Origin of the sequence: Paenibacillus sp. YAF4_2 (assembly GCF_052113225.1) — a bacterium.
In the GTDB taxonomy this organism is placed as follows: domain Bacteria; phylum Bacillota; class Bacilli; order Paenibacillales; family Paenibacillaceae; genus Pristimantibacillus.
In genome coordinates this window covers 528,386-545,408 of sequence record NZ_JBFRCT010000001.1, presented here as the reverse complement: position 1 = coordinate 545,408, position 17,023 = coordinate 528,386, and the positions used below count along the sequence as shown (strand labels likewise).

23 protein-coding genes are annotated in these 17,023 nt (G+C 41.6%); 11 read left to right on the top strand and 12 right to left on the bottom strand.

The window, feature by feature from the left end; genetic code table 11:
• Positions 1–15: 15 nt before the first annotated feature.
• Both AB4Y93_RS02685 and AB4Y93_RS02680 read right to left on the bottom strand, forming a co-directional pair.
• A complete protein-coding gene (locus AB4Y93_RS02685; protein WP_441889239.1) occupies positions 16–951 on the bottom strand; it encodes an efflux RND transporter permease subunit in 936 nt (311 codons plus the stop codon).
• Between the two features lie 278 nt (positions 952–1,229).
• Positions 1,230–1,592 carry a GNAT family N-acetyltransferase gene (locus AB4Y93_RS02680; RefSeq protein WP_441888683.1) on the bottom strand — a complete coding sequence of 121 codons (363 nt, stop codon included), beginning with the start codon at positions 1,590–1,592 and terminating at the stop codon, positions 1,230–1,232.
• A gap of 141 nt (positions 1,593–1,733) precedes the next feature.
• Between AB4Y93_RS02680 and AB4Y93_RS02675 the strand changes: the two genes are divergently transcribed.
• The 6 genes from AB4Y93_RS02675 (at position 1,734) to AB4Y93_RS02650 (ending at position 6,447) form a co-directional block, all read left to right on the top strand.
• The gene (locus tag AB4Y93_RS02675) at positions 1,734–2,183 is read left to right on the top strand and encodes a MarR family winged helix-turn-helix transcriptional regulator (protein WP_441888681.1); all 450 of its coding nucleotides are present in this window, start codon (positions 1,734–1,736) and stop codon (positions 2,181–2,183) included.
• Between the two features lie 63 nt (positions 2,184–2,246).
• On the top strand, positions 2,247–3,644 hold the full coding sequence (locus AB4Y93_RS02670; RefSeq protein ID WP_441888679.1) for an NAD(P)-binding domain-containing protein: 1,398 nt from the start codon (positions 2,247–2,249) through the stop codon (positions 3,642–3,644).
• Positions 3,645–3,830: 186 nt separating this feature from the next.
• The gene (locus tag AB4Y93_RS02665) at positions 3,831–4,139 is read left to right on the top strand and encodes an ArsR/SmtB family transcription factor (RefSeq protein ID WP_441888677.1); all 309 of its coding nucleotides are present in this window, start codon (positions 3,831–3,833) and stop codon (positions 4,137–4,139) included.
• Positions 4,140–4,151: 12 nt separating this feature from the next.
• Positions 4,152–5,444, top strand: coding sequence for an arsenic transporter (locus AB4Y93_RS02660; RefSeq protein ID WP_441888675.1), 1,293 nt, complete (start codon positions 4,152–4,154; stop codon positions 5,442–5,444).
• Positions 5,445–5,476: 32 nt separating this feature from the next.
• Positions 5,477–5,899, top strand: a complete 423-nt coding sequence (gene arsC / locus AB4Y93_RS02655) for an arsenate reductase (thioredoxin) (protein WP_441888673.1) — start codon at positions 5,477–5,479, stop codon at positions 5,897–5,899.
• Positions 5,900–6,015: 116 nt separating this feature from the next.
• Positions 6,016–6,447 (top strand): protein-tyrosine phosphatase family protein, encoded by a 432-nt coding sequence (locus tag AB4Y93_RS02650; RefSeq protein WP_441888671.1) that lies wholly within the window; start codon positions 6,016–6,018, stop codon positions 6,445–6,447.
• A 169-nt stretch (positions 6,448–6,616) separates the two neighbouring features.
• Here the strand turns inward: AB4Y93_RS02650 and AB4Y93_RS02645 are convergent, their stop codons facing one another.
• Positions 6,617–7,150 (bottom strand): hypothetical protein, encoded by a 534-nt coding sequence (locus AB4Y93_RS02645; RefSeq protein WP_441888669.1) that lies wholly within the window; start codon positions 7,148–7,150, stop codon positions 6,617–6,619.
• 401 nt (positions 7,151–7,551) lie between these two features.
• Positions 7,552–8,361, bottom strand: a complete 810-nt coding sequence (locus AB4Y93_RS02640; protein ID WP_441888667.1) for an NADPH-dependent F420 reductase — start codon at positions 8,359–8,361, stop codon at positions 7,552–7,554.
• A 71-nt stretch (positions 8,362–8,432) separates the two neighbouring features.
• Between AB4Y93_RS02640 and AB4Y93_RS02635 the strand changes: the two genes are divergently transcribed.
• Positions 8,433–8,792, top strand: a complete 360-nt coding sequence (locus AB4Y93_RS02635) for a winged helix-turn-helix transcriptional regulator (RefSeq protein ID WP_441888665.1) — start codon at positions 8,433–8,435, stop codon at positions 8,790–8,792.
• 126 nt (positions 8,793–8,918) lie between these two features.
• Here AB4Y93_RS02635 and AB4Y93_RS02630 read toward each other — a convergent pair whose 3' ends face one another.
• Positions 8,919–9,203, bottom strand: a complete 285-nt coding sequence (locus AB4Y93_RS02630; RefSeq protein ID WP_441888662.1) for a hypothetical protein — start codon at positions 9,201–9,203, stop codon at positions 8,919–8,921.
• A gap of 79 nt (positions 9,204–9,282) precedes the next feature.
• A complete protein-coding gene (locus AB4Y93_RS02625; RefSeq protein WP_441888660.1) occupies positions 9,283–10,251 on the bottom strand; it encodes a helix-turn-helix transcriptional regulator in 969 nt (322 codons plus the stop codon).
• A 91-nt stretch (positions 10,252–10,342) separates the two neighbouring features.
• Between AB4Y93_RS02625 and AB4Y93_RS02620 the strand changes: the two genes are divergently transcribed.
• Positions 10,343–10,822 carry a hypothetical protein gene (locus tag AB4Y93_RS02620; protein ID WP_441888658.1) on the top strand — a complete coding sequence of 160 codons (480 nt, stop codon included), beginning with the start codon at positions 10,343–10,345 and terminating at the stop codon, positions 10,820–10,822.
• Between the two features lie 27 nt (positions 10,823–10,849).
• Complete coding sequence (locus AB4Y93_RS02615) at positions 10,850–11,326, top strand: GyrI-like domain-containing protein (protein WP_441888656.1); 477 nt, start codon at positions 10,850–10,852, stop codon at positions 11,324–11,326.
• An 86-nt stretch (positions 11,327–11,412) separates the two neighbouring features.
• On the opposite strand, the gene AB4Y93_RS02610 is transcribed toward AB4Y93_RS02615, so the two are convergent.
• The gene (locus AB4Y93_RS02610) at positions 11,413–12,189 is read right to left on the bottom strand and encodes an endonuclease/exonuclease/phosphatase family protein (RefSeq protein WP_441888654.1); all 777 of its coding nucleotides are present in this window, start codon (positions 12,187–12,189) and stop codon (positions 11,413–11,415) included.
• Positions 12,190–12,444: 255 nt separating this feature from the next.
• Between AB4Y93_RS02610 and AB4Y93_RS02605 the strand changes: the two genes are divergently transcribed.
• Positions 12,445–12,861, top strand: coding sequence for a VOC family protein (locus AB4Y93_RS02605; protein ID WP_441888652.1), 417 nt, complete (start codon positions 12,445–12,447; stop codon positions 12,859–12,861).
• A gap of 144 nt (positions 12,862–13,005) precedes the next feature.
• On the opposite strand, the gene AB4Y93_RS02600 is transcribed toward AB4Y93_RS02605, so the two are convergent.
• A complete protein-coding gene (locus AB4Y93_RS02600) occupies positions 13,006–13,524 on the bottom strand; it encodes a hypothetical protein (protein ID WP_441888650.1) in 519 nt (172 codons plus the stop codon).
• A 42-nt stretch (positions 13,525–13,566) separates the two neighbouring features.
• Positions 13,567–13,953 carry a hypothetical protein gene (locus AB4Y93_RS02595; RefSeq protein WP_441888648.1) on the bottom strand — a complete coding sequence of 129 codons (387 nt, stop codon included), beginning with the start codon at positions 13,951–13,953 and terminating at the stop codon, positions 13,567–13,569.
• A gap of 226 nt (positions 13,954–14,179) precedes the next feature.
• Between AB4Y93_RS02595 and AB4Y93_RS02590 the strand changes: the two genes are divergently transcribed.
• The gene (locus AB4Y93_RS02590) at positions 14,180–14,890 is read left to right on the top strand and encodes a class I SAM-dependent methyltransferase (protein ID WP_441888646.1); all 711 of its coding nucleotides are present in this window, start codon (positions 14,180–14,182) and stop codon (positions 14,888–14,890) included.
• Between the two features lie 240 nt (positions 14,891–15,130).
• Here the strand turns inward: AB4Y93_RS02590 and AB4Y93_RS02585 are convergent, their stop codons facing one another.
• From AB4Y93_RS02585 to AB4Y93_RS02575, 3 genes are all read right to left on the bottom strand, one after another.
• A complete protein-coding gene (locus tag AB4Y93_RS02585) occupies positions 15,131–15,268 on the bottom strand; it encodes a stalk domain-containing protein (protein ID WP_441888644.1) in 138 nt (45 codons plus the stop codon).
• Between the two features lie 110 nt (positions 15,269–15,378).
• Positions 15,379–15,849, bottom strand: coding sequence for a DinB family protein (locus AB4Y93_RS02580; RefSeq protein ID WP_441888642.1), 471 nt, complete (start codon positions 15,847–15,849; stop codon positions 15,379–15,381).
• A 224-nt stretch (positions 15,850–16,073) separates the two neighbouring features.
• Positions 16,074–17,003 carry a glycosyl hydrolase gene (locus tag AB4Y93_RS02575; RefSeq protein ID WP_441888640.1) on the bottom strand — a complete coding sequence of 310 codons (930 nt, stop codon included), beginning with the start codon at positions 17,001–17,003 and terminating at the stop codon, positions 16,074–16,076.
• Positions 17,004–17,023: the final 20 nt, after the last annotated feature.

Below are 17,023 nucleotides of genomic sequence, written 5' to 3'. Positions count from 1 at the left end.
GGTGCTTTCCAGCCTTTAAATACTTACTCCATCTGGAAGCTGCATGGCCTTCAAGGTTTTATCCACTTCTTTGGACACCTTGCTCATGTTGCTGGAGGTAATTTGAGCTTGAACGACAGAAAAAGGCTGGCCATCGCGCTCCTGGATGGAAGATAAAGCATCGCTTTTTTGCATCGTTACGAAATTATCGAGATGATAAGCCTTTCCATCGTTCCCTTTAACGATCTCTGCTGCTAATGAAGCAAGTACCTGTTCAGGGGAATACATTGGCACTGACTGGGCGGTCACTATTCCCTTTTTGACGGAATCAATATATACATCAACAGGAATTGTATCTGTTCCTGTAGAGCTTGAGATATCAAAGTCCTTTGCTTTGGAGGTATACCGAAGCAGCAGTTTATTAATCTCATCCGGATCGATTCCGGCAGCAAGTGCCTTATTCTTATCAATTGCAATCTCATATTTAATGTTTCCATTCGTCAAATCCGTTTGGCCAGTCACGCTAAGTCCCTGGATATTGACCAGTTTCATGCGTGCTTGTTCAGCTGCCTTTTCCAACGTAAGCTGATCCGCGCCAATCAACATAATTTTTATCGTCGAGTCATCACCGGCAATATTTTTATTGGTTACCGTGATGGCTGCATGGTTGGATACCTTATCCAAATCCGCCTGCAAAGAAGCAATGTATGCATTAACACTCTTCTTGTCTTTCAGCTGAATGGATAGGTTGGCTACGTTCGGCTGCTGTATAAACCCTCCGCCTTGGTCAAATACATCATCGGCCGTAGGCGTAAAGCTGGAGCCAAAAGTAGCTGTATATGCCTCAATACCAGCGTTGGTATGAAGTATATTTTCTACAACCTTGACTTCTTTATCCACCTCGGACAAAGGGGTACCTTTCGGAAGCTCAACTTTGACGGCCACCTGCCCGCTTGCGGTACTTGGAAGCAGTTGGTGTTTTAATTACATCAATCATTACATTTGCTTTCCCGTTCGTACGGGAGACAGTTTTTACATCGGTTAGAGATGGATAGACGGATGCAATGGCTGATAAAGGTACACTATTTCCGTCTTTATTTTTAGTAATGAGCTTACCTAATTGTTCTTCCGTCAGATCCCATCCTTCTACCTTTTTCTCCTCTCCTGTCTATACAGGGAAGGACTTCAGCATGAGCGAAATTGTTCATTCGAGAAATAAAAAAATTATTCCAATATTTGGTTTCCACGATTCACAGTATCTTTTCCATCGCCATGACATCGACAAAGTTGCCGTCTATCATACCCTGTTTATAGAAAATTCCTACTTCACGATAACCTTTTTTACGGTATAAACTTTGACCCAGGCTGTTGAATGGAAAAGTGAAAAGAACAATTTTATAAAAACCAATGAGTGAAGCAGTCTCTTCAAGTTCAGTTAACAGCATGCTTCCAATGCCTTGCCCCCTGTGTTCTCTGAACCAGCCTTCCATATAACTGATATCTTTTGGTTCAACTTCTAGAGTGGCAATACGATCTCTAATACCTTGATTATATATTGTTAAAATCCCCGGTATATCCATTGAAGTTGCATGTCTCACGAATATTTCCGACATTAGTTTGCCTCCTGTATCGCTATCGAAAGGATAATCGTCTCTTTATAGACTCCTTATTTTGGTAATTGGTTAGATTGATTATACCTTATTACTTGCAAATTGCAAATAAAGGTGCTATAACTGATTCAGGAGGTCATGCAAATGGAAAATGTGAGGAATATGTTTCAGATCCTGTCTCGTAATTTTGGGTTGTTAAATGAACAATGCTGCGATTCCTGTTGCGGCCAAGAAGTATCGCTAGTACAAAGTCATATCCTATATGAAGTAAATCGACAGCATAATCCCTCCATGCAGGAAATTGCAGGAGCTCTTGGAATGGATATTACAACTTTCAGCAGACAGGTTAAAACCCTATCAGATAAAGGGTTATTAAAGAAAACACCCCATCCTTCTGATAATCGTATTAATATTTTGTCACTAACGCCTGAAGGTTTAAGTGTTGAAAATGCTATTAACCTTACCGTAAATGCTCAGCTTAACGGCGTCCTTTCCACGATGAGTGAATTTGAACGAGAAACGGTACTACGCTCCATTCAATTGTTTAATGATGCAATGCAAAAATCACCAGAATGTTGTGTGCCTCCAAAATAATGGAGGCTTACATTTCGAGTTATACTTGCAAAATGCAAATATATATTGAGGAGGAATTGAAATATGAATAAACAATTGCCAACAGCTATTATAGGTGGAGGTCCAGTAGCGTTGGCTGCTGCTGCTCAGCTTGTTAAGAGAAACATGCCCTTTATTTTATTTGAAAGAGGAGCTCAGATCGCATCCTCTGTGCTTAGTTGGAAACATGTAAGAATGTTTTCACCTTGGGAGTTTAACATGGATTCAGCTGCAAAGGAGCTCCTTCTAGAGACTGGATGGCAATCCCCTGCGAAAGATCATATGCCTACTGGGCAAGAATTAGTAAATGAGTATCTGTTACCACTAGCACAGTTGAAGCAATTACAACCCCATATTTATCTTAATTCAACGGTTAAAGCCATTTATCGAAAAGGCTTCGATAAAATGAAGACAGCCGGCCGGGAGCTTGCCACTTTTATTATCGAATATGAGCAACACAGTAAATTACTACGTATAGAGGCTTCTTCCGTTATAGATGCCACTGGAACATGGCTTACACCTAACCCGATGAGCACAAGTGGTCATCCTGCAGAAGGAGAGATCGATTTTAAAGATCGCATTCAATACGGTATTCCGGATATTTTGGGAGTAGATAAAGAACGTTTTGCAGGGAAAAACATCGTAGTTGTTGGCAGTGGCCACTCTGCCATACAATCACTCACCTTGTTGAATGAATTGAAAATGGAGCTTCCTGAAACCACGATACATTGGGTGCTAAGGAAGCATAAAATCGCGGATGCCTTTGGTGGAGGAGAAAACGATGGTCTTCCGGCACGCGGGGCACTAGGCACGCGGGCTAGACAATATGTACAACAAGGCAATGTACAGGTACACACCCCCTTTCTTATTGATCAGGTAAAGAAAGACCTGGATACCTTGTCTCTGCATGGAACAAAATTAGATAAGGCGTATGCTATTGATAAAATCGATGAGGTCATTGTAGCTACAGGAGCTAGGCCAGACTTTAGCTTCCTTTCTGAGTTGCGTTATGCAGCAGATACCGTTGTGGAATCCGTCCCGCAATTGGCTGAATTAATTGATCCCAATATTCACAGCTGTGGCACCGTTCGACCACATGGTGAAGCAGAACTTCGTCAGCCTGAGAAAGACTTTTATATTGTCGGGTCGAAAAGCTACGGCCGTGCCCCTACCTTCCTTTTGGCTACAGGATACGAACAAGTTCGTAGTGTTGTGGCTGCATTAGCAGGCGATTTTGAAGTTGCTCGTGAAGTTAAACTTCATTTACCGGAAACTGGCGTCTGTTCCGTGTCCAGGTCACAAGATGTGAGTGAAAACAACAGTTGCTGCACGCCTTCCCCGAAGAAGATAACCATTAGACCGATCACTGTTACAGGCGTTAGTAGTGGCTGCTGCAGCCCTAAAAATACATCTGCATCAAGTGGATCGAATACAGGCTGTTAAAGAATTTAGAGGCTTCTGCTCAATGCAGAAGCCTTTTATTTTATTCCCTCATTGATTTCACCATGTTAACGTTTGTTAACGCATTATTAAATTAGCGATCACTAATATAATCATTTACTTATATAATTAATCGCGTATATAATAACGCTATGATCTGCAAGCTAGTTACTGGAAGGGGGCAAGAATTTGCAAACAATTGAGGAACTGTCCGATACTCTTAAGCTTCTTTCTGATAAAACCAGGCTGACCATTATGGCGCTGCTACGGCATCGGGAGATGTGTGTCTGTGATATCGTTGAAATTTTAGAAACTACTCAACCTAATATTAGCCAACATTTGAAAAAACTTAGAATGGGCGGTCTAATTAATGAGGAGCGCAGAAGCCAATGGATTTATTATTCTTTGAACTTAGAGGATAAAGATTATTTGAAGCAGCTTATCGATCAACTTCCATCTATGCAAGAGAAAATTAATGTAGTTAAAGGCTGTTCGTAATCAGGAGGCATTATGCTGGCTATTGCATCAATCATTTTTTTAGTTACGTTAGTTTTCGTCATTTGGCAGCCAAAAGGTCTTAACATCGGTTGGTCTGCATGCGGTGGTGCTGTAATCGCACTCCTCTTTGGAGTTGTCAATTTTCATGATGTGTGGGACGTAACTCAAATCGTTTGGAACGCTACTCTAGCGTTCGTGGCGGTTATTCTGATTTCACTCATTCTTGATGAGATTGGTTTCTTTGAATGGGCAGCACTTCATATGGCTAGAGTTGCCAAAGGTAACGGTCATTTGATGTTTGTGTATGTCATTTTATTGGGTGCGGCAGTTGCTGCTTTTTTCGCAAACGATGGTGCTGCTCTCATCTTAACGCCTATTGTATTGGCCATGGTCCGGGCGTTGAAATTTGATGAACGCATGATTCTTCCGTTTATTATGGCAAGTGGATTTATTTCCGATACCGCTTCCCTTCCACTTGTCGTTAGTAACTTGGTTAATATCGTGTCATCAGACTTTTTTGACGTAGGATTCGCAGAATATGCTAGTCGTATGATCGTTCCGACTCTCTTCTCTGTTGCGGCAAGTTTACTTGTTCTCTTTCTCTTCTACCGGAAAAGCATACCTAAGCAATATGACTTGGCACAATTGAAGAAACCAGTTGATGCGATCAAGGATATGCGACTATTTAAGATCTCCTGGATTGTCCTTGCCATTCTTCTAATCGCTTATTTAACAAGTGAGTTCATTCATGTTCCGGTATCTATCATCGCTGGGGCTGCGGCTATCATCTTCTTGCTGCTTGCCCGCCAAAGCCGGGAGATCCATACTTGGAAGCTTGTAAAAGGTGCGCCATGGGCTGTTGTCGTTTTCTCCATCGGAATGTATGTCGTCGTTTATGGTCTTAGAAATGTTGGTCTGACAGATGAACTAGGTGATGTATTTAAATGGGTCGGCGATCAAGGCTTATTTGTAGCCACCGTTGGATCTGGTTTCATAGCTGCTATCCTCTCATCGATCATGAACAATATGCCAACAGTAATGATAAATGCACTTGCTATTGATAACACGAATTCTACTGGCGTGATTCATGAAGCATTCGTGTATGCGAATGTGATTGGCTCTGACTTAGGTCCGAAAATCACCCCTATTGGTTCGCTCGCTACCCTGCTCTGGCTGCATGTACTGTCCAGTAAAGGTGTTAAAATTTCCTGGGGAGCATACTTCAAGACGGGTATAATCCTTACGGTACCTGTCCTGTTTATTACTTTATCAGGGCTCTATCTTTGGCTTAAAGTTGTAGGTTAAATCAAAATTAAATTTCAAAGGAGATCTTTAAAATGTCTAAACCACTCGTTTACTTCTTATGTACAGGAAATTCTTGCCGCAGCCAAATTGCTGATGGTCTATTGAATGCAATTGGCGGGGATAAATTCGAGGTAAAAAGTGCCGGTCTTGAAGCTCATGGATTGAATCCTAGAGCCGTTCAAGTTATGAACGAAATTGGTGTTGATATTAGTGGCAATAGCTCTGACGTTATTAATCCAGAGATATTGAATCGTGCTACGTATGTCATCACACTATGCGGACATGCTGATGAACACTGCCCTGTCATCATGAATCCTAATGTAATCAAGTGGCACTGGGGATTTGATGACCCTGCTAAGGCAACAGGTACGGAAGAAGAAATTATCGCACAATTCCGTAACGTCAGAGATTCCATTAAAGCACGTATTGAACAATTTGTGAGAGATGGTGAGTAAATGTCGGCTGGTGAAGCTCGTGATCTTTCACTTTGCTGCGCCCCTCCTTCTGCACCTGTTTCAGTATCATTTAAGAGCTTTAGAAAAAAATAATGCTGTATTGGAGTGTTAATACGATGGAAAAGAACTATCACTCACTTCATGAAGAAAAAATCTTTATGGGTGGAGCTGCAGACGTAGAAGCAATGGAGAATAACGAAAATATTGATGTAATCGTTGACTTGCGCGGAGAGGCAGAAGGATGTGCCTATGCTGAATCTAAGGCACAATATGTACCTATCTCGCTTGGTGATAATTCACCAGAAAGCCAACATGTTGCGTTCAAGCAAGCAATAGACGAAGTAGTTAATGCTTATCGAAATGGCAAGAAGGTTGCTTTCCATTGCGGAGGAGGAAAAGGTCGGACTGGTACAGTGGCAGCTGGTACCCTTCTTGAGTTAGGAATTGCCGATAACATAAATGATGCAATATCAAAAGCAAAACAAAAGCGCTCAATCATTGATGTTAAACCCATTCAAAGAGAAGCGTTGGAAAAGATATATGGATAATGAGAAGGAAATGTTCCGATGGGGCATTTCCTTTTCTTTTGAAGAAATTTCATAACTTTTTTAAGTGTTTTTCATATGCAGCAAGAACATTTATAGAACTATAGTATCCTTTCTGTCCCAAATTGGTTAACGGTACATGTATTGTCACCCGACATCTTTCATATTCAGTTTAATCGGCCTGGAGTACCTCGTCCTCACACTCTTCTATGTAGCGTTTATGCCGATCCTTCATCGGTTCTGTAATGTGCTTTTTACAAAAAAGTGGTTCTTCTTCGATACTAAGGAACATCTCTACAAGCCTTAGGTTTTCTTCCCCCTCAAACTCAACGATATGTACCTCTTCTAACATGACTGTCGCTTTCACACTGTCTAGAAAACTAGCTGTGTCATAGTGAATAACTCCATCATACCCCAACTCCTTCATGTTTTTTTGAAAATCAGGATCCGATTTACGTTTGTTGATTTGATTTTGAACTCTTTTCCCAACACCACCATTTGGTCCGGATATTCCTATATAAAGTATCTTTCTTTTGGAGCAATAACTCGTCTGGCCCAAAAAAATATAAACGCCAGGAAACTTCATGTCGAATATTTCTTTTATACTTTGAGGTGATACATCATATACTTTTGGCGGAATAATTGCTTTTGATTTCGAATATTGCTTCTTAAATCCTCCGAGAAGCGCTTCTAATATTTTATCCATGTGAGTGATCACCCTCTCCTTGAACTTATCAACGCGTTGCCGATGATCTCAGCTTTTCTCTCCTATGTAATTCAAAAAGGTTGATTTGTTGATTCAACTATATTTATTACGCTATCCTGATCATTAGTCTAGAAAAAGCAGCCGGTCTTAGCGACCGGCTGCTTTCATGGTGTTTCTGAACTAATGTTCCGAGTTAGTTCAACGTTTTATTTTGCCCAGGGTACTCGTCTACTACTTCCCAGTTCTTATTTTGATTGAGTCGGACTGCACTAAATACAATAGAAAACAACCCTAATCCGCCACTTATAATATAAAGTATAGTGGTGTCAATATCGCTTTCGAGTGACTGAAAACCCATATAAAACATGGTAGGTAAATGTGTTATCCTAAGGGTTTCTAACTTAAGAATTGAAGATTTCTCTATTTGCTCTAACAACATCTTGAATTGAAAATGCACCTGGAGAAGCTGACAGCTTTTCCATTACCTTATCACGCAGAAATGGAGCTTTTTCTTTATTCGCTTTACTTAAGGCTATGGCTAGTTCCTCTTTTGTAAGTTCTGTGCAGTACGCAGGGGTTCCTGGCTGTTGTCTCCACGAATCACTTAAAGAACCACTATCCACGGAGTCAAAACCTAGATCATTTGCTACACCCATGATTATTTGTTTATGGGATAAATCATCACCAGCAATCGCTATGGCAATCCGCCCATCAGTCCCTTCGGGAGTTCCTTGATGTTCTAATGTATAGGCTAAGAAATTGTTGAACGCTTTAATGATTGGTCTACCTAAATGATTGGATACCCAAACACTTTCAACCATTCCGTTTTCAATTTCTTCGATTTTATTACTTATTTGTGGATAATAATTTGAAGTGTCTACAACGACTACTTCCTCCTCAACTTTATCTATAATGTTGCGAATGCTTGGCAGCGCGTGGAAAGGAATTGACGTTATAAGAACATCAATGTCTTTAATTACATCTTCTACGATCACAGGTGTTCCTGTAAGTTTTTTTCCTTCCAAGCGTTCAATCCCACGAGCATCTGCAATCTTGACATCATGTCCATTCTCGACCAATTTCTTCGCAATATTAGACCCAATTGGTCCTGCACCTACAATTCCGAATCTCATTTTCATCCTCCTATTTCCATTTGAACTGACCTTATTGAGTAATTTGTACACATGTACTAATATAAATACGTTACTCATTTTTTTGAAGAGGGCAATAAATTATGACATAGTACTTTTTTTTGTACCTAACAGCAGAATGAGGTGGAAAGGTGTCTAGAATAAACAAAGATGGATTTACTGAAGAATGTAAGACGGATCACAGAGAAATATATGGCATTGCATATACCCAAAACCTGCTTTCAGGACGTTGGAAGTATCTAATTCTTTGGTTTTTAAAGTTTAAACCACACCGATACAATGAAATCAAGACTCTTTTGTGGGGAATTTCACAAGGGTCTCTAACAAAGCAACTTCGAGAATTAGAAGCGGATGGCTTAATTAATCGCAAAGTTTTTCCCGAGGTGCCCCCGCGTGTTGAGTATTCGTTAACATCAAAAGGGGAGCAATTGATTCCAATTATTGATCTAATGGAGGAATTCGGAAAGAAGTTTGGAGACAAATTTGATTAATCATATTGGTTATTTTTAAATTAACCTATCCTTTACTTCAATAAATCGGCAGCTGATCATCCTCTGATCGGCTGCCGTTGTGTTTATTGAGCTATAGTTCCCAGTTAACGTCATGAACTCTGTCGACTAGTTAACAGGAGTAATTGTAATCAGTCTGGGACGTTGCAATATTCTCTTCTTATACTTGATATCATATACTTCATCGGTTTTTATTATTTTTGAGATACCAATATATGTTTCAATTGTTGTCCTATTTTTATCTCTATCTTGTACAACGATTTTGTAATTACCAGCTTCTACGATTGTAATTCTATCTAAGGAAGTAGATTCAAATAGATACCAACAAGTAAATAAAATCATAATTAAGGAAATAATTATAGATTTAATTGTCTTATTATTCTTATTCGTCATTAATTTTATCACCACATAACTCTTTTATAAATTTTAGTCTTTATACAGAGGATGAAAATAGAAATCCATCATTTTAGATTCAAGAAAATCTTAAATTGGTTAAACGATCCTCCAAGATCAAGCGCAGCTCTTCAGGAATACGCTCAAACACGACCCCTTTCCCCAAAAACAAAAGCCAATCCGCGTAATAAGCCAGTGCCTCAACATCGGTCACATCCAACTGAACATTAAAAACCCCACTCGATTGAAACATTCCAGTAAAGGACAAAATAATCCCCGGCGGGTGCATACGTTTAAAGCGCTGAATCCCAGTCGTATCGAGCTTTACAACAAGATTGGACTGACGTGCTCCTATCCTTTTTTTGCTTAAAATCTCTTGTTCTGAGTACTTCAGCACATGCTCAGAGATTGCTGAATCCCGCAGCAAATCAACCGGTAAATAACGAAACTCATCCGTATCGAAATCATAAACCTCGACTAGCCACTGAGCGTTCGAGTTAAAAATATAGAGCAAAAAAACGTCCAGCAATTGCGGCCAGCCAGGACTTGGCTCATACGTCACGCGTAAATGCTTATCTCGCACAGCTAGCGAAATCAACTGGTTTAGCTCCGCAGGCGCTGCATCATCGAGCTCCAAAAGATTTGGATTAGCAGGATTTGTATTTTCAAAGAGCAAGATATTATTCAGCTCGATTAGCTCGTCTTGCTGCGTTTGCGAAGCGATGCCGATAAGCTTTTCAGTGATTGAGCGGCGATTATGCAGATAAGGCAGCTGTGAATTTTTCGAGGCGATAAAACTGATAAAAATCGCCTTCAGCTCATCTGGGGTGAAACGTGCTGCGGGCAAATACTGATTTTGTAGGACATTGTAGCCTCCACCACGCCCCAGTTCGGTCGTCATTGGAAAACCCATCGCTTGAATCTCATTAATGTCGCGGATCGCCGTCGCGCGGGAAATCTTGAACTCCCGCTGAATCTCGGCAATCGTAAAATGTGCGCGGTTATTGATGTAGCGCATGATTAGGTTTACTCGTTCTGTTTTTTTCATGATTTTATTGTATCAAAAAAGTATCACTTTTTGATACATTCGGCAAATAGAATCAATCTTGTAAAAGTAAACATACAAAGGAGATAATAAAATGTCTAACTACTCAATCAAAACGATCTCAGAAAACTACAAAATGACTGCTTTCGGTGTATCATTTGAGGACTTCAACGACTGGGCAGGCAATGCAGCAAAAACGGCTGCAAAAAAGGCTGAAATCACTGAAAATGGCAAGCTTGCTGAACTTCTCGCTCTGGCTGACGGGCAACAATATCAAATCAATTATGTGATCGACGGCAAGGCTTGGCGCGGCTTTGGCGTTATGGGTGATTTCAATGTGGAAGACGCGGTCGTCCTCGAATTCCTCGCTGGCGACTATCTCGTTGTGGCTGGCACAGGCTCTGACAAAGACAGCCTCGCTGATGAAATCACAGGCAAAGTTTTCGGCGGCATGCTGCAAGAAATTACAGACTACAAATATGTAGGTCCTGGCAACTCAACCTTCGTCAAAGCAGCTGAAAACGGTGAATTCTACGGCGAAATGTGGCTGCGTGTAAATAAAGTCGAAGACTAATCTTTGTAAAATTTGAAAGGAGCTCATATGGCGGAATACACAATTGAACACAAAAAATCATTTACATTGACAGCATATGGTTTTTCAATCCATTCCAATTTTCAAGACATGACAGCTTTGCAAAAGGAAAAAGCCGAGTTTTGGGGCAGACTCAAGGCTGACGGGCGATTTGCTAAGCTCAAAGACGCTGCAAAAGATGATCGTGAATGGTCAGTGAACGAGGTTTATCAAGGCAAGCCGTGGAATTATTTCGCGGTAGAAGCTGGAAAGTTAGTGGCTGACGCAACGCGTATTATCGAGTTTCCAGATAGCGAGTACATTGTGGTCGCAGGAAATGGCGACAAGGAAACTTTGTTTGATGAGTTGACTTACCTTGCTTTTGGCGAGGTCTTAGCCCGAATCACTGATTATGCTTACATCGGCGGTCCAAATGCGACCTATCGCAAAGATAACGGCGAGGGTACTTTCTACGGCGAATTTTGGGTACCTGTGGTTAAAAAATAACTTTCTTCAATTTCAAAGTTTTAGGCCATCCCATTTTTACGGGATGGCCTCTTCTAAGATATCGCTATTATGTAACTCTTGATCTACTAGAATTGGATTTTCGCCACAACCGGATAATGGTCCGATGGATATCCTCCATTTATTTGGCAACGATCAATCTCCACAGACAAGATTTCGAATTCCGCGGTAGCAAAAATAAAGTCGATCGGCTCTCCCAAATCTCCTCCTTTAAAGCTATGGAACGTCAGACCGGGATTCCCATTGATTAGGGAGTATGCGTCCGTCAAAACATTTTCCTTGCCGTTATCCTCAATCTCGCCACGCAATACACGAATCGGGAATTCACCAGGAAACGAATTAAAATCTCCTGAAAGCAAAGCCGGAAGTCCATCCAAAGCGCGCTGTTTAGCCATATATTCCCCTATTATCTGAATTCCACGTTCTTTCGCTTCTTGGCTATGATGGTCCAGATGGGTGTTGTAAAGATAGAATGATTTTTTGGACTGCCGATGAAGGAAACGTGCCCACGTACAGATTCTCGGAAATGCACTATTCCAACTAATCGAAGCTTCCAACTCAGGTGTTTCCGACAGCCAAAACTGCCCGTCTTCTTCAAGTGTTAGTTCGTCGCGGTTATAAAAAATAGCATTGTGCTCATTCTCATTTTCTCCAAATCGACCATTCCCGACCCAATCGTATTCATTCAAACGAGTCTCCAAATCTTTGAGCATCGAGTGATAGCCTTCTTGAGTGCCGATTAGCATAGGTTGATGTTTTTTGATAACGGCAGTCGCCCGGTCGATTCGTTCCGGCCAATAATCGGGACCGTCTTTAATTTCTGGATATCGTAAATTGAAAGTCATAACAGAGATTCCCAACATACCTATTCAGACCTCATTTCTATTATTTTCAATAATACATTGAACCTAATATAATGCCTCTATATTTTACATCGTTCTTACCAAAATATGAAAGTGTATAATGTCTCAACTGAGTTAGTCTTACATTGAACTTGTTGAACCAATGGGAGAACGATTTGAATGCTTTTGGTTATTTGGTATATAGATGGTTTGACATCCAATTTATCATAATGCTACTGTATACTTGAGGTGATCGGAATGGCAGAAACAGCCAAAAGTATGTTTGTTAACCTACCAGTAAAAGACCTGAAGAAATCTGTGGAATTTTTCACTAAAGTAGGCTTTGAATTCAACCCGAACTTCACTGATGAGAATGCAACTTGTATGGTCATCGGAGAAAACATTTACTCCATGTTGTTGGTTGAAGAGTACTTCAAGACCTTCATCAAGAAAGAGATTTCTGATGCATCCAAAACGACCGAAGTCTTAATTGCATTAATGGTCGAGAGCCGCGAAAAAGTGGACAAGTTAGTTAACAGCGCGATTGCAGCAGGTGGCAATATTGCAAATGAAACGCAAGATCTCGGCTTCATGTATCAGAGAAGCTTCCTAGACCTAGACGGTCATCAATGGGAAATCGGCTTTATGGATGAAAGTGCTATCCCGCAGGAGTAAGTAATTTTGGGATTGTTCGATTCATCATATGTAGGGATGGTGTCTTTGTGGCATCATCTCTTTTTCATTGAACGAAAGCAGCAGATCATCATAAGGACAGCCCACCGGGGATTCCCGGCAGGCTGAGCAAAACGGAATAAAGCGTCAGATTTTGAACATACCCATTAAAGGCATAATCGTCTTCACCATATTAAGACCGACTTGGACTTTCGGCAGCATTTGTTTAAAAGATCCGAAAAAACCGCTCTGCTGTTCTCCACCTGCCGGCCCCGGCCCTGACTTGCCTTCCGAATCCTGTTGATTTGTTAGAATTCCCGCCTCAGATTGGACTGACGGGCCGGAAAACATTGGCTTGAACTTGAATAAGCCGGATGCCATTGAACCAAAAGAATTGAGCGCGCCTATTCCCCCTATCAAGGAATCTAGCAGCCCCGATATTTGGACTTCAGGTGTCTTGGAACGATCGGAAAGATTTACTCTCCCACAGTTTCTGGTTTCGGAAAGGATTAGCTTATGGTCATGAATGGCTTGAACCGTTCCGATGTAACAGTTACCGTCATTTAACAAGACATAAACGGGCTGCCCGACCAAACGTTTAGCTTTCTTGACCGCATGAACTCTTCCCATAGGCTCTCTTTTTTTAGGAGCTTTCCTAGATTTCAATAGAGATTCCTCTTTTCACAATTTGTAATCGTGTCAACACCATTAAATAAAGAAGAAAGGCAAAATGAAAAGTGAGGCAAGGATCGCAAACGGGAAAAAGAAGCAATCGCCGCCGAATCCGCCACAGCCTCCACCGTAACCGCCATAACCTCCACCGTATCCGTCATAGCCTCCACCGTATCCATCATAATAACTGGACAGTCTTGCTTTATGCTTGGTGCGAGTTTGTTTTTTTGAATGCTTTCTATTCCGAACGGACGACAGAGTTACAGGTTTCTTGTCAAAAATACAATCCTCCAGCACTAACTTACCGTCTTTTACTCCCTTGATTGTTCCGATAAAATGACTTCCGTCATATGTGAGTGCACTAACCCTCCGTCCGATGTACGGATAGACCGTTTTATGGCAAACCGGATAAACTTCCTGCATAACCTCATTCCTCCTAACCTGATGCTTGTATATCCTAGACTATGAAAAAAACGGCTATATGGTTTGTACGATTGTCTTCTATTTGGAGAAAAAACGAGATATGCTTCATTCTCTCAAGTAATGACAAAAGGTAGAAAGACGACAGCGCGAGCATCAAAAAGCAGTGAAGAATGGGTGCAGTCATGAAGGAGATTATGCATAGAATATCGGAAGAGGTGAGAAGGCGTTGGATTATCATACATTATTAGCCCGGCTCGGCGAAGGAAGTGCGCATCCGGGTGGTTTCCAAGCGACCAAAGAATTAATCGGGCAAATTAGCTTTCCAGGAGGCACAAAAGTGCTGGAGGTTGGTTGCGGAACTGGCCGGACTGCGTGTTATTTAGCCAGCTTAGGCTGTAACGTGACAGCAATCGATCGGAATGAAGATATGATTCAAAAAGCGATTTACCGTGCGAAGATAAGCAATTTTCCCGTCCGCATCGTACAGGCGGATGCCGCTTCCATGCCTTTTCCGGATGAGATGTTTGATGCCGTTTTTACAGAGTCGGTTACGGCTTTTACCCAAGGAAGCTCCGCTATACGTGAATACTGGCGAGTGCTGAAGCCGAAAGGAGTCCTATACGATCGCGAGCTGGCATTTTCCATACAATTAACCACGGTGCAAAAGAAAAAACTCCAGTCGTTTTACGGACTTCATCATCTGCGAACCGTTCCGGAATGGCTGAAGCTGATGAGCAAATCAAGTTTTCATAAGTACTCCGCAACTCATTTTTCGCAAATGAAACAACTGGTGAGCGATAACGATCCTTTACGGGTAATCGATCACGAACTATTCACAAAACCAGATGTAGTTGCCATGATGATGAAAAATGAACGCCTGATGAGCAACTTCTCCAATGTGATGGGCAGTGTTGTCATTACGGCTTGGAAAGCCTAAATGAAGAAGCTGCTGTGTTCCTGCGTTGTCCTGTTCAGGGCGGATCTCCTCTTTATTCTTAGAAATGGCTTCCGAAGCTATTTTTAATGCAACACTTGTTTTTAATGGGGCAACAGATACAAAAAAGTGATTATTACCTGCCGTAAGACTTTTTGTGTCAAATCCCACGGGTTCATTATCATAGAATGTATTGTTTACTTCACGAAGTTGAGCATAAACTCTTTCGTCGAAAGTTTTGACTTATGGACCAACTTTAGCAACTAGCTTATTTCCATCTTTCTCAATAGAAGCTGTCTTTGTTTTCTGATTCCAGCTGATTTTAGCTCCTAACTGCTCACCAGTTTCACGAATTGGTACGAAAACTCTGCCAGCAACCATTTTCCTGTGTCCATCAGCTTAATAAAAAAGGAGCAGCTGCCGTTGCGGCAACTGCTCTTTGATGGCTGAACTAACGTTCCTCGTTTAGCTCAATCTATCCTTCTTAAACTTCAATCCCATACCTTTGGCCGCTTTAATCCGGCTAATCTTAAATAATCTAAAAGTTGACCTGAATGGACTGCTTCATGGTAACCAATTCTCAAAAGCATGTCGCCTAATGAACGAATATACCCTACGTCTTTTCTATCAATCTGGATTCTTGTTAAATCCTCTTGTGTATAGGATTGTACTGTATTCATAAATTCTTTCCGATAGGTTTCTGAAAAGTTGAGTTCCTCTTTGAGCGTTGTAAAAGCACGAGCCTCATAAGGGGATTCATAAGCGGTTAGACTTCCTTCATTCAACAAGGCAAGATGGTAATAATGTTCACTATCCAGGACGTGGCGGATCATCTCTTTTATGCTCATTGCTTCTGAATCCGGTCTCCAGTCCAAAAACTCATGCGGAATACTTCCCCAAATAATCATGCTTCTACGTCGAATCTCATTTAAATTCTGAACTATGGCTTCTATAGCGTTCATAGCTGCTTCCTTTCTACTTCAATTTATTGTTACATTATATCAGAACCTACGTTCGTAATACAGTTTAAAGATATTAGAAGTTGTACTTTTTGGCCCTCGGCTATGTATAGAAGTTCTTGAGTAAACGATTATACACAAAATAAAAAAGCCGCAGAATATGCGACTTCTATTGTAACTTTTAGGAGTGACTCTCTTTATTTTCTTCGAATTTTTTAAGTCATTTTTTACGGCACTAATTTAAGTTCAAAAGGCTTATCACGATCGCAAATAAGGATACCATCTACAACATCTAATCGGGCAACCTGAATCGATGAGCGGCGGCTTTCGTACCTGCTCTTCATTCCATCTTTGTTTTGCGTCTCGTTCCTTCCAGGATGTGTAAAATAGAAAATATAGGCATGATTGCCCTGAACAACAACATCGGCATGCAAGCCAATAGTACCATCGTCTTTACGAGTACCAGGCTGATCTAAAATGAGCCCATTCCGCTCCCATGCATCCAAATTATTAGATCGGAATACACCTTGCCCTCTCCACTCGTCTACGATCATCCAGTAGGTGCCTTTGAACCAGAACACGTTTGGCCCTTCATGTCCTCGCTCCGTAATGACCGGTCCAACAACTTCCCAATGGTACAGGTCTTTACTGTCCGCCGCATAAGTGTGTGATTGATTCGCCTCATCTTTGTACCACATGCGGAAGCCGCCGTCTGGCAGTTCATGGATGCAAGCATCGATGACCCGATCAGAGCTCAGCTCAAGTCTGGATTGGAATGTCCAATTTAGCAGGTTCGGACTCGTATAATGCATCATATCGCGCTTATGGCCAGCCCAAGTGGTCGGCACTCCCTGAATATAGCTAACATACATATGGTACAGCCCGTCATGCCAATAAATTTCCGGTGCCCAGAATGTATTGCGACCCCATTCGATTTCCAGCCCTGGCAGCGTGCCGCGGTACAGCCAGCTCCGACCGCCATCCCGCGAGGAGGCGATACCAAGGTCAGTGCCATGCACCCAAGCGAATCCCTCTCCCTCTGCCGTCGCTCGGCGGTTCGTGTAAATCATCCACCATTCCTGTGCTTCCCTATTCCATATTACGACCGGATCAGCCGCGCCATCATGTATCGGATCCCGAAACAAAGGTGCCTTCATTCTTATCATCCTCTCAGTGT

Coding starts and splice junctions, on each gene's coding strand:
- AB4Y93_RS02625 (WP_441888660.1), bottom strand. CDS start 10,251: ATGAAAAAAACAGAACGAGTAAACCTAATCATGCGCTACATCAATAAC.
- AB4Y93_RS02585 (WP_441888644.1), bottom strand. CDS start 15,268: ATGGTTGCTGGCAGAGTTTTCGTACCAATTCGTGAAACTGGTGAGCAG.
- AB4Y93_RS02660 (WP_441888675.1), top strand. CDS start 4,152: ATGCTGGCTATTGCATCAATCATTTTTTTAGTTACGTTAGTTTTCGTC.
- arsC (WP_441888673.1), top strand. CDS start 5,477: ATGTCTAAACCACTCGTTTACTTCTTATGTACAGGAAATTCTTGCCGC.
- AB4Y93_RS02620 (WP_441888658.1), top strand. CDS start 10,343: ATGTCTAACTACTCAATCAAAACGATCTCAGAAAACTACAAAATGACT.
- AB4Y93_RS02580 (WP_441888642.1), bottom strand. CDS start 15,849: ATGAACGCTATAGAAGCCATAGTTCAGAATTTAAATGAGATTCGACGT.
- AB4Y93_RS02680 (WP_441888683.1), bottom strand. CDS start 1,592: ATGTCGGAAATATTCGTGAGACATGCAACTTCAATGGATATACCGGGG.
- AB4Y93_RS02650 (WP_441888671.1), top strand. CDS start 6,016: ATGGAAAAGAACTATCACTCACTTCATGAAGAAAAAATCTTTATGGGT.
- AB4Y93_RS02595 (WP_441888648.1), bottom strand. CDS start 13,953: ATGCAGGAAGTTTATCCGGTTTGCCATAAAACGGTCTATCCGTACATC.
- AB4Y93_RS02640 (WP_441888667.1), bottom strand. CDS start 8,361: ATGAGTAACGTATTTATATTAGTACATGTGTACAAATTACTCAATAAG.
- AB4Y93_RS02605 (WP_441888652.1), top strand. CDS start 12,445: ATGGCAGAAACAGCCAAAAGTATGTTTGTTAACCTACCAGTAAAAGAC.
- AB4Y93_RS02575 (WP_441888640.1), bottom strand. CDS start 17,003: ATGAAGGCACCTTTGTTTCGGGATCCGATACATGATGGCGCGGCTGAT.
- AB4Y93_RS02670 (WP_441888679.1), top strand. CDS start 2,247: ATGAATAAACAATTGCCAACAGCTATTATAGGTGGAGGTCCAGTAGCG.
- AB4Y93_RS02675 (WP_441888681.1), top strand. CDS start 1,734: ATGGAAAATGTGAGGAATATGTTTCAGATCCTGTCTCGTAATTTTGGG.
- AB4Y93_RS02630 (WP_441888662.1), bottom strand. CDS start 9,203: ATGACGAATAAGAATAATAAGACAATTAAATCTATAATTATTTCCTTA.
- AB4Y93_RS02610 (WP_441888654.1), bottom strand. CDS start 12,189: ATGACTTTCAATTTACGATATCCAGAAATTAAAGACGGTCCCGATTAT.
- AB4Y93_RS02645 (WP_441888669.1), bottom strand. CDS start 7,150: ATGGATAAAATATTAGAAGCGCTTCTCGGAGGATTTAAGAAGCAATAT.
- AB4Y93_RS02615 (WP_441888656.1), top strand. CDS start 10,850: ATGGCGGAATACACAATTGAACACAAAAAATCATTTACATTGACAGCA.